At 68.0% G+C, this 13,959-nt stretch carries 13 protein-coding genes and 1 pseudogene; 7 read left to right on the top strand and 7 right to left on the bottom strand.

What is annotated here, in order from left to right; genetic code table 11:
• Positions 1 to 144 precede the first annotated feature (144 nt).
• Positions 145 to 3,282, top strand: coding sequence for an AAA domain-containing protein (locus ACWDTS_RS08840; protein ID WP_450117994.1), 3,138 nt, complete (start codon positions 145 to 147; stop codon positions 3,280 to 3,282).
• 106 nt (positions 3,283 to 3,388) lie between these two features.
• On the opposite strand, the gene ACWDTS_RS08845 is transcribed toward ACWDTS_RS08840, so the two are convergent.
• On the bottom strand, positions 3,389 to 4,159 hold the full coding sequence (locus tag ACWDTS_RS08845; RefSeq protein WP_450117995.1) for an 8-oxoguanine DNA glycosylase OGG fold protein: 771 nt from the start codon (positions 4,157 to 4,159) through the stop codon (positions 3,389 to 3,391).
• A gap of 188 nt (positions 4,160 to 4,347) precedes the next feature.
• Between ACWDTS_RS08845 and ACWDTS_RS08850 the strand changes: the two are divergent.
• A pseudogene (locus ACWDTS_RS08850) lies at positions 4,348 to 4,854 on the top strand (dihydrofolate reductase family protein); the annotation flags it as partial.
• An 84-nt stretch (positions 4,855 to 4,938) separates the two neighbouring features.
• Complete coding sequence (locus ACWDTS_RS08855) at positions 4,939 to 5,337, top strand: PPOX class F420-dependent oxidoreductase (RefSeq protein ID WP_450118032.1); 399 nt, start codon at positions 4,939 to 4,941, stop codon at positions 5,335 to 5,337.
• Between the two features lie 6 nt (positions 5,338 to 5,343).
• Here ACWDTS_RS08855 and ACWDTS_RS08860 read toward each other — a convergent pair whose 3' ends face one another.
• Complete coding sequence (locus ACWDTS_RS08860; RefSeq protein WP_450117996.1) at positions 5,344 to 6,042, bottom strand: SIMPL domain-containing protein; 699 nt, start codon at positions 6,040 to 6,042, stop codon at positions 5,344 to 5,346.
• Between the two features lie 47 nt (positions 6,043 to 6,089).
• Positions 6,090 to 6,647 carry a TetR/AcrR family transcriptional regulator gene (locus ACWDTS_RS08865; protein WP_450117997.1) on the bottom strand — a complete coding sequence of 186 codons (558 nt, stop codon included), beginning with the start codon at positions 6,645 to 6,647 and terminating at the stop codon, positions 6,090 to 6,092.
• Between the two features lie 121 nt (positions 6,648 to 6,768).
• Between ACWDTS_RS08865 and ACWDTS_RS08870 the strand changes: the two genes are divergently transcribed.
• Positions 6,769 to 7,944 (top strand): oxygenase MpaB family protein, encoded by a 1,176-nt coding sequence (locus ACWDTS_RS08870; protein ID WP_450117998.1) that lies wholly within the window; start codon positions 6,769 to 6,771, stop codon positions 7,942 to 7,944.
• A gap of 100 nt (positions 7,945 to 8,044) precedes the next feature.
• Here the strand turns inward: ACWDTS_RS08870 and ACWDTS_RS08875 are convergent, their stop codons facing one another.
• From ACWDTS_RS08875 to ACWDTS_RS08890, 4 genes are all read right to left on the bottom strand, one after another.
• Entirely contained in the window at positions 8,045 to 9,667 is a 1,623-nt protein-coding gene (locus tag ACWDTS_RS08875) for a CHAT domain-containing protein (protein WP_450110199.1), read from the bottom strand.
• Positions 9,668 to 9,728: 61 nt separating this feature from the next.
• Entirely contained in the window at positions 9,729 to 10,418 is a 690-nt protein-coding gene (locus ACWDTS_RS08880) for a matrixin family metalloprotease (protein ID WP_229581879.1), read from the bottom strand.
• 58 nt (positions 10,419 to 10,476) lie between these two features.
• The gene (locus tag ACWDTS_RS08885) at positions 10,477 to 10,821 is read right to left on the bottom strand and encodes a DUF1036 domain-containing protein (protein WP_197252883.1); all 345 of its coding nucleotides are present in this window, start codon (positions 10,819 to 10,821) and stop codon (positions 10,477 to 10,479) included.
• Between the two features lie 6 nt (positions 10,822 to 10,827).
• Positions 10,828 to 11,055 carry a hypothetical protein gene (locus ACWDTS_RS08890; protein ID WP_197252882.1) on the bottom strand — a complete coding sequence of 76 codons (228 nt, stop codon included), beginning with the start codon at positions 11,053 to 11,055 and terminating at the stop codon, positions 10,828 to 10,830.
• A 237-nt stretch (positions 11,056 to 11,292) separates the two neighbouring features.
• Here ACWDTS_RS08890 and ACWDTS_RS08895 point away from each other — a divergent pair, with 237 nt between their 5' ends.
• Genes ACWDTS_RS08895 through ACWDTS_RS08905 form a run of 3 tightly spaced genes read left to right on the top strand, consistent with a single transcriptional unit; the run spans position 11,293 to position 13,909 of the window.
• Positions 11,293 to 12,882: an FAD-dependent oxidoreductase gene (locus ACWDTS_RS08895; RefSeq protein ID WP_450117999.1), complete on the top strand. Its 1,590-nt coding sequence runs from the start codon at positions 11,293 to 11,295 to the stop codon at positions 12,880 to 12,882.
• On the top strand, positions 12,879 to 13,235 hold the full coding sequence (locus ACWDTS_RS08900; protein WP_197252880.1) for a 4Fe-4S dicluster domain-containing protein: 357 nt from the start codon (positions 12,879 to 12,881) through the stop codon (positions 13,233 to 13,235). Before ACWDTS_RS08895 ends, ACWDTS_RS08900 begins: the two co-directional genes overlap by 4 nt.
• A gap of 17 nt (positions 13,236 to 13,252) precedes the next feature.
• Positions 13,253 to 13,909 (top strand): NAD(P)-dependent oxidoreductase, encoded by a 657-nt coding sequence (locus tag ACWDTS_RS08905; protein ID WP_450118033.1) that lies wholly within the window; start codon positions 13,253 to 13,255, stop codon positions 13,907 to 13,909.
• Positions 13,910 to 13,959: the final 50 nt, after the last annotated feature.

Genomic DNA, 13,959 nt, shown 5'->3' on the forward strand with positions numbered 1-13,959 from the left:
TGTCTTTCTCGATTGCGGCTACCGGGGCGAGGGCACTGCCACACTCTCCCGCGGCGCTTCGGATGAGGGTGTGTGCAATTGTGTTCGCTGGGCGGGCGTTCTCGCGCACCGGAACGAACCGCGGGGGAATCGACAGGGGGAGCAGTGACCGGGGAGTACCGTCGGCAGGCCGACGTCATCGAGTTCTGGCGTGCCGTGGAGTTGTTCAGTCCACAGCAGGTTCCGAAGGTCGACAGGTTCGACAGTCTGGAACCGGTTGAAGAGATGGCCGCCGAAATCCCACTGCCGTGGATGTTCTGCCGCCGACTGCGCCAGCCGTTACGCCGGAAAGGCAACGAGCGACAGTACATCGTCTACCTCGGTGTCTATCGAATCGACGAGGTGTGGACGGCCGTCGACGGGATCCTCGATCCGGGTGCCGAGAACTACGACCCCCGACCGGCCGGGGAATGTGCGCTTGCTGCGATCGTCCTGGACAAGGAGGGTTGCTACATCCCGGAGTCCGAGGTGTTGTCCGGCCTGGCGTGGGCGGCAGGTCGCACCCGCAACCCCGGACCCGGGTCACCGTCGTGGTTGCGCGGATTCCGCGAGGCGCAGGAACAATTGACAGAATTGCTCGACGACGGGCAAGAGGTCGACGTGCAACGAGGCGGCCGGCGCCCTCTGAGCGTCGGGATGCTCACCGACCTGCGGAATCGGATCGCGACCTTGACCGGGCTGGAGGGCATGGTCGACTGCGCCGAGATCAGAGTGCGGTCGGTGCAGGTCAACCAGTCCGACGGCATCGACGGCACCGACTTCCTGAACAGCTTCATCGCCGATGATCTCGATCGGGTGGCGGAACAGGTCGCTCACGGTGACATCGGCACCGGGCTCGCGCAGTACCTCACCGACGACACCGGGCTCGACTTGGCCGCCCGGGTCGACCTGAGCGCCGTCCCCGAAGCATCGCTGGCGGCCTGCCGCCCCGCCGCGACCCCGCCCGGCCGTTGGCCGAGCAAACCCGAGCATCCACTCGCGCTCGGCCAGCAGTTCGCTGTGAACACCATCATGGACGAGTTGCACAGCGGCGCCGGAATTTTCGCGGTCAACGGCCCTCCGGGCACCGGAAAGTCCACGCTGCTGCGCGATCTCGTTGCGGCGATCGTCGTCGAACGTGCCGACCGGCTCGCAGCCCTCGCGAACCCGGCCGAGGCGTTCGCGGCCACACCGCACCGCTGGAAGACCGGCGACTATACGCGGATCGTGCAGCGGTGGACCGAACCGTTCCACGGATTCGAGATGGTGGTGGCGTCGTCCAACAACGGGGCGGTCGAGAACATCAGCTTCGAGATGCCTGCCGCGGACGCAATCGACGGTGAACGATTCGAGATCGACTACTTCACCGACATCGCGACGGCGTTGCTGAACGTCGACGCCGCCGGCGATGCCGAACCGGCCCGGGCGTGGGCGCTGACCGCTGCCCGGCTCGGTCGCAAGAGCTACCGGTCCCGATTCACCAGCACCCTGTGGTTCGACGGAAAGGCCACGGGGCGGGATGCACCTGCCAGACGAGGCATCCAGTCGATTTTCAAGCAACTCGAATCCACGGGACCGGAACGTCCCTGGCGAGAGGCGGTTGCCGCATATCGTGCCCGGCGTGACGCGGTCGCGACGATGCTCGGCGAACGTCAGCGGGCCTACGAGCAACTCCGCGAGCGCGCGAATCGGCGCAGCGAACTGGGTGCGATCGAAGATCAGTTGGCGGCGCACGCGATCGCGGTTCGCAGCGCCGCCGACGCCGAGCACGTACGGCGCGGCACCGTCGAACGGACGCAGCAGGAGAAGTCCACGGCCGAAGCGGAACTCGCCGCGCACGATGCGACGCGAGTTCCGTGGTGGCGCATCGGCCGGCAGGCCCGCGAGGAACGACGGCGATGGCAGGCCCATCGCGACCAACTCGCCGAGGCCCTCGCCCGCTGGGACGAGAGTTACCGGCAGGCCTTTGCCGCCCATCAAGAAGCGACGCACGCGCTCGTCGCCCTGCAGGGCACGCAGGACGAACTCACCCACCGGTATCGCGGCACGCGCGCGCGTGTCGCAGAACTCGACCACGCGCTCGACGCGGCGCGGCAGCGGTGGGGTGCATCGGTCCCCGGTGAGGACAGCGACACCGCCCCGGCGAGGGAACTGGCCGCGCCGTGGTCGGACGAGGAGGTCACCGAGGCGCGATCACGTGTGTTCCTGGCCGCCCTCGACCTGCACCGGGAATTCCTCGCCCACGTGCCCACTCAGATGCGGCAGAGCCTGCACGGGGCGACCGACGTCGTTTCCGGAAGCGCACCTCGGGATCTGGATCCGGCCGCCGTTGCCGACGCGTGGCGCGCGTTGTTCTTCGTCGTCCCCCTCGTTTCGACGACCTTCGCGTCCTTCGACCGGGTGTTCCGCGGACTCGGACGGGAAGCGCTCGGCTGGTTGCTCATCGACGAGGCCGGCCAGTCCACGCCGCAGAACCCGGTGGGCGCGATCTGGCGGTCTCGCCGTACGGTCGTCGTCGGCGACCCGATTCAGCTCGAACCCGTTGTCACACTGCCGTTCCAGGCTCAGCAGGCGGTACGCCGCGAGTTCGGCGTGGACGAGCGGTGGCTGCCGGCGCGGTCGTCGGCGCAGTCTATCGCCGATCGCCTCAACCGGTGGGGAACGACCCTGCCCGGCGACGAGGGGCCGATCTGGGTGGGTGCACCGCTGCGGGTGCACCGGCGTTGCGACGAGCCGATGTTCTCGATCGTCAACACCATCGCCTACGGCGGCACGATGCTGCACGGCAGGGATCCGCGCCCACGCGGGTCGCTGCCGTCGTCGCGGTGGATCGACGTCACCGGCCCCTCCAGCGGTCATTTCGTGCGGGCGGAGTACGACCGACTCGTCGAACTTCTCGACGACCTGGCCCGGAGGGGACAGGACATGGGGGAGGTGATCGTGTTGAGCCCGTTCCGGGACGTCGCGCGACGGCTCACGGCGTTGCCCGCGCGGTTCGGCGGACTCACCGCCGGGACGGTGCACACCGCGCAGGGCAGGGAAGCCGATGTGGTCTTCCTCGTGTTGGGCGGCGATCCGGCGAGCGACGGTGCGAAACGCTGGGCCTCGTCGAAACCGAATCTGGCGAACGTCGCGGTCAGCCGGGCGAAGAAGCGCCTGTATGTGATCGGGGACCGCGCGGCGTGGTCGCGGCATCCGCGCTTCGATGTGCTCGCCCGGGAACTGGCTCGCCACGTCGAGCAGTCGGCCCACCCCGATGGATAGGGACGCGTTACCAGAGCCGCAGACGAGAAAGACAGCAGCGCGATGCATGCATCGCGCTGCTGTCCTTCTCGTCGGCGGATACCGTCGGGGTGAGCGTTACCGGGGGTCAGAACAGCCGCGGGGTCGCGTGCGATCCGTCCCGTGCCTCGGTGATGCGGGCGTGCCAGCGGTCGACGAGCCACATCTCAACCAGTTCGGGCCGGGTGGTCATGAGCGAGGCCCACGTGGTGAGCAGATCGACGTACCGGTGGTAGCGGCGCAGCGTGAAGTCGGCGACGGACGGATCCTCGAGCCATCCTTCGTGGACCAGCGTCGACACCCCGTGCTGGTCGAGCAGCTGCGCAGGCCCGGCGTCTGTCTGGACCCCGACCGCCCACAGGTACGTCGCCAAGAGTGGAACGCCGATCCCGGGGGTGTCCGGCCACCCGGACCACGTCTGCCGGGACGCCTCGGGCAGTTTCTTCGTCTTCGCGCAGTAGTCGAGCACCCCCTTGATCTTCGCGAGCCTGTCCCGGTTCTTCGGGGCGCGTGCGTCGCGGACGTCGGGGAATCGGCGGGCGCCGCGTCGTCGTGGATGCGCGCTGCGCCACGCCGCGCACAGGAACAGCAGGCCCAGGCCGTCGTGGTCGGCGTCGATCAGTTCGCTGCCCAGCCGAAGGTCGTTCCGCGGGACGATCGCGTCACCGTCGGTGACGACACGTCCGTCGAGGTTGCGGCCGCGCAGCCGGATGCCGTGGCCGGCCCGTTCGAGGTGGTCGTTCCACCATGCCAGGTCGACGGTGACGCCCTCGTCGAGCACCTGCAGATCGAACGACCGCGCCCGGCACCACTCCGAACATGCCTTCGGTGGCTCGAATCCCTCGTCGTAGGGGTGCATTCTGACGAGACTGCCACGACGAACCGCTAAACCGGTGGTGGGACACGCGCAGATGCCGGGACGTGGCCAGGTTGGTTCCCGTCCTCTGCCGGTTCGCGTTACGGTTGAAAGTGCCAGACTCGACAATCACCGTTCGACCCAGCGGCGAACGTACGCCCGCGTCGTCGCATGCGGAGGTTCGAAACACCATGGCCACTTACACATTCGACGTTTTCGTCAGTCTCGACGGGTTCGGTACCGCGGTGGATTGGCCCGGGTACTGGGGCAAGGAGGGGCCCGAACTCGTGGCAAGCCGTGCCGAGGCGTTCGGGTCCGACCGGATCCTCGTGCTCGGTGCCAACACCTATCGGGACTTCTATCGGATCGTCAAATCCGGGGACGATCCCACCTTCGATCTGATCGACAAGGCCCGGAAGATCGTCCTCTCGAAGACACTCCAACCGCCGTTGAAGTGGGAGAACACGACGCTCGTCGCCGAGGACGCGCTCACCGCGATCCCTCGGTTGAAGGCCGAATCCGACCTGCCGCTGTGGTCGCACGGGAGCCTGTCGATGAACCGCGCGCTCATGGCGGCCGGGCTCGTCGACCGACTCGTGATCACGATCTTCCCGGCGATCACCGGCACCAGCGGCCGCAACCCGGTGTTCGTGCCCGGTGCCGAGTTCGACCTCGAACTCCTCGAATCCCACACGTTCGACGGCCGCGTCCAGCAGCTGGTCTACGCGCCGACCCTCCACAAGGGTCCGCCTCGCGATGCCGAGAAGTCGGGTCCCAGCAGCATGCCCGGAAACGAATCGCCGGCCCTGAGACGGTTCGAGGGCGAGAAGGTCGTGCAACTCCAGACCCGCAAACGCGACGGGACCTGGGTCGACACACCCGTCAACCTGGTCGTCGACCATGGCCACGCCTACTTCCGCACTCCCGCCAAAGCGTCTAAGAACAAGCGGCTGCGCAACTTCCCGGACGTGCGCATCCGCCCGTGCACGTGGTCGGGAAAGCCGACGGGCCCGCCTGCCCAGGCGACGGCGCATCTGCTGTCCGGTGAGGAGTACCACCTTGCAGGCGCGTTGATCGACGAGAAGTTCCCCGTTGTGCAGCGCGTCGGTGTGCACCTGGCTCACCGGCTGATGCGCACGTCGGCGCTGCATTACGAATTGACCGACGTCACCGACATGTAGGGAGGGCTACGATGCCTCGAATCTCGCCTCCACGTCCGCGGTGATGCTGATGCGATCGGGTTCGAGGGCAAATGTGGGACCGCTCTCCGCGGAGGCGGGTGCCATGTCCGCGCGCATCGCCGACCGCAGCACGGGTCCACCACCCGGGTACGGGGTCGGGGGCGTCGGCAGCCCGAGCATGCCCGGATCGGCAATCGCGACCGCGCGGAAACTGTTGTATCCCAAGCTCTTCGTGTAGCCCTTCGCTTTGTCGAGGGCGTTCTGCACCGCAAGGTCGCGGACTTCGGCGAGCTTTTTCTGCCGCGACTTGCGGGTGATCCACCAGCGCAGATCGGAGACCGTGACGGCCTCGATCCCCGAGACCCGGTCCACGAACGTGGCGACCGCGTCGAACTCGTGGAACGTGACCGTGATCGACGCCGACGACGTGTACCGCCACGGGAGCGTCTTGCCCTCGTTGTTGTACGGCCGGTACCGGGTGTGCCGCACCTGGTCGAACGTCCAGCGCTTCACGGGGCTGTCGGGACGCTCACGCAGGTCGGTGACGAGACCGGTCACGGAGGCGATCGCCGCCGCGACCGGGTCGGCGGCCTGCTCCCGCGTCGCACCGTCCGCGTGCACCTGCAGGGCGACCGTGCATCGGTTCGGGGCGTACTCGCGTTCGGCGTGACCGGCGACCGTGATCGTGACGGGGAGATCGTTCATGACCGCGAGTGTGCCAGCACGACACGACCTTTGCCGGTATTCGCAGCTCAGGCGTCCTCGACGGCGGCGAGCAGCATGCGGGCGGCGACCGCGACGAGTCTGTCCCGGTCGGACCGTGGCGGGCGCAGCAGAGCGATCCGCGAGCACAGACTGGCGGTCGCGCCCATGATGATGAACACGAGGTCGTCGAGTGCGGCGTCGTCGAGATCCGGTCGCAGGCGGGCGGGGATGATCCGGCCCAGCGGCCGCAGCGGTCCTTCGATTTCGGCCCAGGCCATCCCGAATTCGCTTTCACCGGACGTGTACGACACGCGCAGCACGGCCGCGTGCTTCTCGAACGCCGCGGTGAGGCTTTCGACGACGGTGACCATCGCGACCTCGGGTTCCTGATCCATCGCCCGGCCGATCGCGGTCGACAATGTCGTGGTGATGTCGTGCACCGCCGACATCCGCAGTTCGTCGACGATCGCGTCGATGTCCGGGAAGTAGCGGTACACGGTGCCGATGCTGACGTGGGCGTGCTCGGCGAGGGCGGTCGTGGTGGGACGCACCGACGGACTCTTCGCGAGCAGCTCGTGCGTAGACGCGAGGAGGTGCTTGCGCATTTCGCGGCTGCGCTGCTGAGTCGGCGACTTACGTGCGCCTCTACCTGCAGTGTTTCGGTCCTGGTGGGAGCTCACAGAAAGTGAATAGTAAGTGAGGATTCCTCGTGTTTCCATGAGATGCATGGAGCGACGGATTCCTCGGGACCTTGCCAACGCAGACATCGCGGTGCGTCGCTACGGCGACCTCGGACACCGGTGGCTGGACGGAATGTGGCAGGCAGATCCGCTGGCCGACGCCGTGGTCGCCGACGACTTCGGTGCCTCGACGGCGACGGACGCGGTGCGGGCCGCGCTCGAAGGCGGAATCGACTCGGTCGCCGACGCCCCCGAATCGCTGCGCATGCTGTTCAAATTCCTCGACGACGAACCCGCCTGGGTCGACCACGACCGTCTCGACAACGCCGCCGACGCGCTGGTCCGGCACACCCCGATCCTCGGCATGGTGCTCGGCGCCGCCTCGCTGGTGCGCGGTGCCGGCAACGAGATCGCCGGTAAGCCATTGGCTTTGACCGGTCGGTACGTCAGCCAGCCGGCGGTGCGGTCCGTCGAGGTCGGGGAGTGGCTGCGGCACGTGCTCACCCGCGGTGGAATGCGACGTGACGCAGCCGGTTTCGCGTACACCGTGCGGGTCCGGCTGATCCATGCGCACGTGCGCCGCGGCATCCTCGCGAGCGGTCGCTGGGACGAGGAGGCGTGGGGAGTGCCGATCCCGCAGTCGTACATGGCGTTGACGATGGCGGAGTTCGGGCACATCGCCGTCGAAGCGATGGAGATGCTCGGGGTGCGGTTCACCGACGAGGAGCGTGACGACATCTACCACCTGTGGCGCTACGTCGGCCACGTCATCGGGATGAGCGACGAGCTGAACCTGTGCAAGGAAGCCGACCACATCCTCGTCGAGGAGCTGTACCGGCTGACCTCGCCCGGCCCGGGCGACGACGACCGGGAGTTCGTCGTCGCGCTCACCGACGACTACCTCGTCCCGGAACTGGCGAACCTGCTGCCGGGCAACGAGCGCATCAAGCGGGCCGTGTCGCGGACGTTGATGTACGGCCTGCAGCGCGTGTTCATCGGTGACGCCGACGCCGACGCCCTCCACATCTCGGACGGGCCGATCAAGCACGTGCTGCGCCACGTCGGCCCTGTCCTCGCTCTCGTCAACCGCATCCAGGACCGTCGCCACCCGGACCGCGAGCGGGTGACGCTCCGCGCCTACAAGGGTCGCGATGCCGCGATCGAGCGGATGCGGGTCGACTACGGCGTCGAACACGACCTGGTCGACGCGGCGCCGCGCTGACCCAGCCCTACTTCTTGCCGCCGTCGAAGCGGCGCCGATCCCTCGGTGTGCCGTTGTGGCGGTTGGAGCCGCCACAACGACACACCGGCGGCGGAGCCGCCTAAGGGATCCACTTCACCCGCAGCAGCGGATGACCGAAGTAGATGTAGGCGAGGGAGGTCGCTGCGGGGTTCGTCTCCACTGACAGGCACCGGGATTCACGCAGGAATTCGGCAGGCGATCGCACATCGGTGAACAGGGCGGGGTAGAACGCCGCCGCGAGTTCACGGGCCGCGGTGTCGTTCACCTTCCACAACGGTGCGACCACCGCTTCGGCGCCGATGTTCAACAGTGCGAACGCCATACCCGCATAGATGCCGAACACCTCGCGGCCCTGTGCGAGCTGGCAGGCATTGAGGAACGCCAGCCGAATCGGGCTCGACTCGACTCCTTCGACGGACACCGGGCTCAGATAGTTGCCGTCGACCAGGTAGATACCGTCGCGCATGCCGGTCGGGTCGAAGTTGCCGTGCACCGCGAGATGCAGCGCGTCTGCCCTCGGGGTGCCGTCGAGGCAGCGCAGGATGTCCCTCATCCGTGCGTCGACGGGCTGCGCCGCATAGTGCGCACGCAGGTGGGCGGCCTCCCGCGCAGCCTCCTCGAGATTCTCACCGCCGGAGTACTCCCCGAAGACGACGGCCATCGAATCCAGTTCGAGGCGGGGAGCGGGAGCGGGGCTCCGGCCGTTCGCCAGGTACGGCCAGCGGCCGATGACGGTCTGCGCACCGAGGAGGGGCGGGTCGTCGTGGCACCACGGGATGCGGGCCAGCTCCCACGGGATGTACGGGTCGGCGGACGCGAGCAGCACACTCGGCGGACCCTCCACCGCGTCGGCCGTGGCCTTCAATGCCTGCCATACCGGATCGGGAATCGCGTCGGCGATACGCCGGCCGACGCCGCGCAGGTAGTAGGGCAGATCGTCGAGGGTCGTGCGGTCCTCGACGCCGTTCAGTAGTTGCCGCACGGTGGTCGCGACCGTCACAGGAAGATCCGCGGCGACGAAACTGCCGTCACCGACCGTCGGATGCGGAGACCGGAAATACCAGAACAGGCGCTGCCCGCCGACGTCGTTGCCGGGCGTGACCACCAGTTCCAGATCGGGCCGCGTGTCCGGATCGGTCGGCAGCACCCAATCGACGCCGGCTCGCTCGGGCTCGGCGGGGACGGCACCGTCGCCGACCACCACCGACCTAGTGGCGATCCCGATCGTGCGACCCTCGATCGCGTACACGGCAAGGATGCTGCGGGCCGGCGTCAGGGCGACGTCGTCGATCGCACGCAACCGGATCACGTCGTACGGATAGGGATCGTCGGGATTCACGGCGATGGTGCGGACAAGCGAGGCGCCACCCAGCACCTCGAAGCCGTCGGCCGAAACCGTCACCGTCAAAGTGAATTCCGTGTCCGGAACCGAGAGAGGTTGGGGACTCGTGACGCCGCGTCCGGGTGACTCCGCGAGACCCACATCCAGCTCGAAGACACCACCCGGGGCGACTCGATCGGGCGCGTCGAGCCGCGCGTAAGCCGTGCGGGTGCCGGTCGACGGTTCGGGTGCCGGGGCGGATTCGAGGATTCGATCCTCCGGAAATGTCTCGGCCACTGTCGCATCCGGTGCCGCTTCGGTTTCGTCGAGGTCGGTATCGCGGTGGACCAGGGCAAGGAGGCGGGCGAGGACTTTCGCCACCGCCCGCACCGTACGTGCCAGGAGGCCGGTCACGGAACGACCGGCCTCCCGAGTCCGATGCTCACCACGGGTAGGCATCACGGATGAACTCCTTGTCCGTATCGGACAGTTCGGAATTGAGATCCGCGGAGAATCCGTCGGTGGTCCACCGGGCCGGAATCGGATACATCATGATCGAGTCCGGATCGGTGGGCGTGGCCGAAACCGACCGCGGGTCATACCGTTTGAAGATGTTGTGCTCGATCGTCGCGGGATCCCAATTGTTGGGCGGACCCGACAGGTCGGCGATGACGGCCCGGCGGTTCCACGCGATCGGACGGTTCGGGTTCTGATGCTCGTGGATGAGCCCGAGCGCATGCCCGAACTCGTGGAGGACGACGCGGCGCAGCTCGTCGTCGGACGACGAGGAAGTGAGCCACCCGTAGTTCATCGTGCGTTCCGCCGGAGGGATCTGCCGGCACTGGGTGCCCAGGTACGACCAGGATCCGTCGCCCTGTTCGAAGCCGATCCGGATGTCCGCCGGACCCGAATCCACAAAGCGGAAAGAGAGATTCGCCATCTTCTCCCCGGTCCATTCCTCTGCGACGTTGCGTACCCGTCGCCGCAGGTCCGGATCGCCCTCGAGGAATCGGACGGTGACCCGATCTCCGACGCCCCATTTCGATTCCTTCAGCAGCGCGGCCCGGGTCTTCTCGGTGGCCTGTGGCGGCAACACCAGTGAACAGAAATGTCGGGCATTGTTTTCGGTCATGGCATTTCCTCGATGGGTTTTCCGGCGGGACGGACGATCCCCCCGGTTCGGGTAGGGGTCAGGGGTTCAGGTTGACGATCGTGTTCTTTCCTCCGGTGTCGATCTGCCGTGTTCCTACGCGACCGATCGCGGCCGTGGATCCGATGTTGATGCACGAATCGAAACTGTTCCGGTAGACGTACATCGGACCGAAGTTCCCGACCCACCGGGCGCCGTCGCCGGCCTCGGCGTAGTAGTACATGAATCGGTTGGTGGTGTTGAGTACATGCGCCATCTGTCCGGGTGCGATGTTCCACCAGCCGCGCGTCCCCCAATTACCGTGATTGCCACAGGTTCCGGGGCTGTAGAACATCACCGCCACCGATACCGTGGCGGGATAGTTGTTGCGAAAGCGGATTTCCATCGTCGATCACCCTTCAGGTGTGTACTGGCGGATCAGGTCGGCGACGGATGCCGTGGGGATGTCACCTTCGCTGCACGGCTCGAGCGCGTGCGCGCCCTCCTCGGACGGGACGTCGGCGACGCCGGGCGAGTCGTCGAATCCGACACTCTGGTCGATTTCCGTTCCGGCGAACACGGGGGCGCCGAAATCGGCGGTGGGTTCCGGTTCGCGAGAAGAACTTCGGGAATCCGTCATGGTTCCTCCTCGTGGGGATGGTGCGGATCCTCAGTCTGTGCCGGTCCGGTAGCGACGGTCACGAGTAGCGCGCTACCTGTCTGTGGCGCCGTTCGTCCTCGACTCCGACGCGGACGGGTCGTGGACTGCGGGTAGTCGATCGGCGGCTGGGTTCGCGTCACGCTGATTCTGGTGATTGTGTCCACCGGGGTGGATGCGGAATCTTCGCGGAAGACAACGCGCGACAGGAGCCTACCCGTGACCGAACCACTGGATCTGATTACCGACGTTCTCGTCATCGGCGGTGGACCCGCCGGGACGTGGGCCGCCTTGCGTGCGCGCCGCGCCGGGGCCGACGTCGTGCTCGTCGACAAGGGCTACTGCGGGACCAGCGGCGCGACCGCACCGTCGGGCACGGGTGTCTGGTACGTCGCGCCCGAGCGGTCCGCGCGGGAGCAGGCCAAGGCGAGCCGTGAAGCGCTCGGTGGCTACCTGGCCGATCACCACTGGATGGACCGGGTGCTCGACCAGACGTACGAGAACATGAACCTGCTCGCGGACGAGGGCCGCTACCCGTTCCCCGTCGACCCCGACACCGGTCTGCAGATTCGCACCGGCGTGCAGGGCCCGGAGTACATGCGACGGATGCGCGCCTGGATCAAGCGCGCCGGCGTGCGGATCCTCGACCATTCGCCGGCGCTGGAACTGCTCGTCGACGCCGACGGGCAGGTGCGCGGCGCTGCGGGATACCGGCGCCAGGCCGACCGTGACTACCGGATCACCGCCGGGGCCGTGGTCATCGCGAGCGGGGGTTGCGCATTCCTGTCCGGTGCGCTGGGCACCAACGTCGACACCGGCGACGGCGCTCTGATGGCCGCCGAGGCCGGTGCGTCGTTCTCCGGGATGGAGTTCGCGAACGCATACGGGATCGCGGCGGCCGGTTCGACCGTCACCAAGACCGCCTACTACGGCTACGCGACGTTCTTCCACGCGGACGGTCGCGTGCTCGAAGGCGCCGGCTCGTCGCAGGGCCGTTCGGTGATCGCGCGGACCCTGCTGACCGAACCGGTGTTCGCTCAGCTCGACCGCGCCGACCCGCAGGTGCAGCGGATGATGAGGGCCGGACAGCCCAACTTCTTCCTGCAGTTCGACCGGCGCGGCATCAACCCGTTCACCGACCGCTTCGAGGTGACGATGCTCGCCGAAGGCACCGTCCGCGGCACCGGCGGTATCGACCTCGTCGACGACACGTGCGCGACGTCGGTGCCCGGTCTGTTCGCCGCCGGTGACGCCGCGACCCGCGAACGCATCTGCGGGGGATTCACGGGCGGGGGCAGCCACAACGCGGCGTGGGCGATGTCGTCGGGCAGCTGGGCGGGAACCGGCGCGGCCCGATTCGCGCGCACGGTCGCGCGGGTGACCGCCTCCGATCTGCGCCCGGCCGGTCGGGCGGGGCTGCGCCCGACCGGCCGTCCGACCCTCGACACGGCCACGGTGCTCGCCGCGGCCCGCGACGAACTGCTCCCGGTCGAGAAGAACCTGCTGCGCGACGGCCCCCGGCTGCAAGCAGCGCTGGGTCAGCTCGACGGGCTGTGGGCGGATGCGACGCGGAGTCTCGGCGCCTCGGGCGAGGAGCGGGTCCGGGCACGGCAGGCGGCGGCGATCACCGCAGTCGGCCGCTGGATCTACCATTCCGCGCTGGCCCGCACCGAAACCCGCGGCATGAGCAAGCGGTCCGATCATCCCGACCTCGACCCCGCCCAGCATCACCACGTTCTGACGGGCGGGCTCGACACGGTGTGGACGCGAACCGGGGCGGTCCGGAACTCACTGCTGGTGGCGTCATGATCGAACTGCTGATCGCCGACGCGTGCATCGGCTGCGACAAGTGCGTCGACGCATGCCCCACCAACGTGTTCGAGCGCACCGCCACCGGCATCCCGGTCATCGCCCGCCAGAGCGACTGCCAAACCTGCTTCATGTGTGAGGCGTACTGCCCGACCGATGCGCTGTACGTGCATCCGCAGGCGACGCCGGTGTCCGAGGAGGACCTCGACGCCGAACACATCGGCCGGTACCGGGCAGAACTGGGTTGGGGTAACGGTCGCGTCCCCGGCGCTCGGCGGGCGGTGGGCCCGAAACTGCCGCACGGCCCGTTGCCGCCGAGGCTTCCCGCCGCGGTTCTGGGCGGGTCGGCGTGACCGAGCTCCGCGTCGCGGTGCTCGGTGCCGGAGGGCGCGCGGGCAGTGCCGTCGTGAGAAGGATTCTGACCGAAGGTCATTCGGTCACTGCGCTGGTGCGGGCGAGGGCGCGGCACCCGTGGTTGGCCCAGCGAGGGGTCACCGTGGTCGAAGGGGATGCCACCGATGCGGCGGATGTGGCACGCGCACTCGCCGACGCGGATGCCGTCGTCAATGCCGTGACGCCGTTCTCGACCCCGCCGCCGTCGTTCGACGGGTTCGACGAGACGTTCTACGCGCGGGTGCTGGGCGCGATCCTGGCCGGGCGGCGATCACCCGACGTGCGGATCGTGACCGTGGGATTGTTCGCGAACCTGCAGTTGCCGGACGGTCGTGTCGTGTCGGACGTCGTCGATCTCTTTCCACAGGAGTTGCTTCCGTTCGCCCGCGCCCACGCGGGTGAACGCACGGTTCTGTCGCAGGCGGATCCGGCGCCGGACTGGCTGATCGTCACCCCACCGGCGGGTCTGTCGTCCGACGCGGCCGAGGTGTCGGCGTACACGCTGACCGAGGTCGTCGGCCCGGAAGCGCTGGGTGCGGCGCTGTCGTACGAGACGCTTGCGGCCGCTGTGGTCGACGAGATCGTCATGCCCACGGTTCGGCAGCGTCAGGTGCTGGTCCTGCCGGCGGCTTGACTCCCGCCAAGTCGCATCGTCGATCGATGCCGGCCGGAAAAGGCGCCGAA

It is taken from the genome of Rhodococcus sp. NPDC003383 (assembly GCF_053589115.1).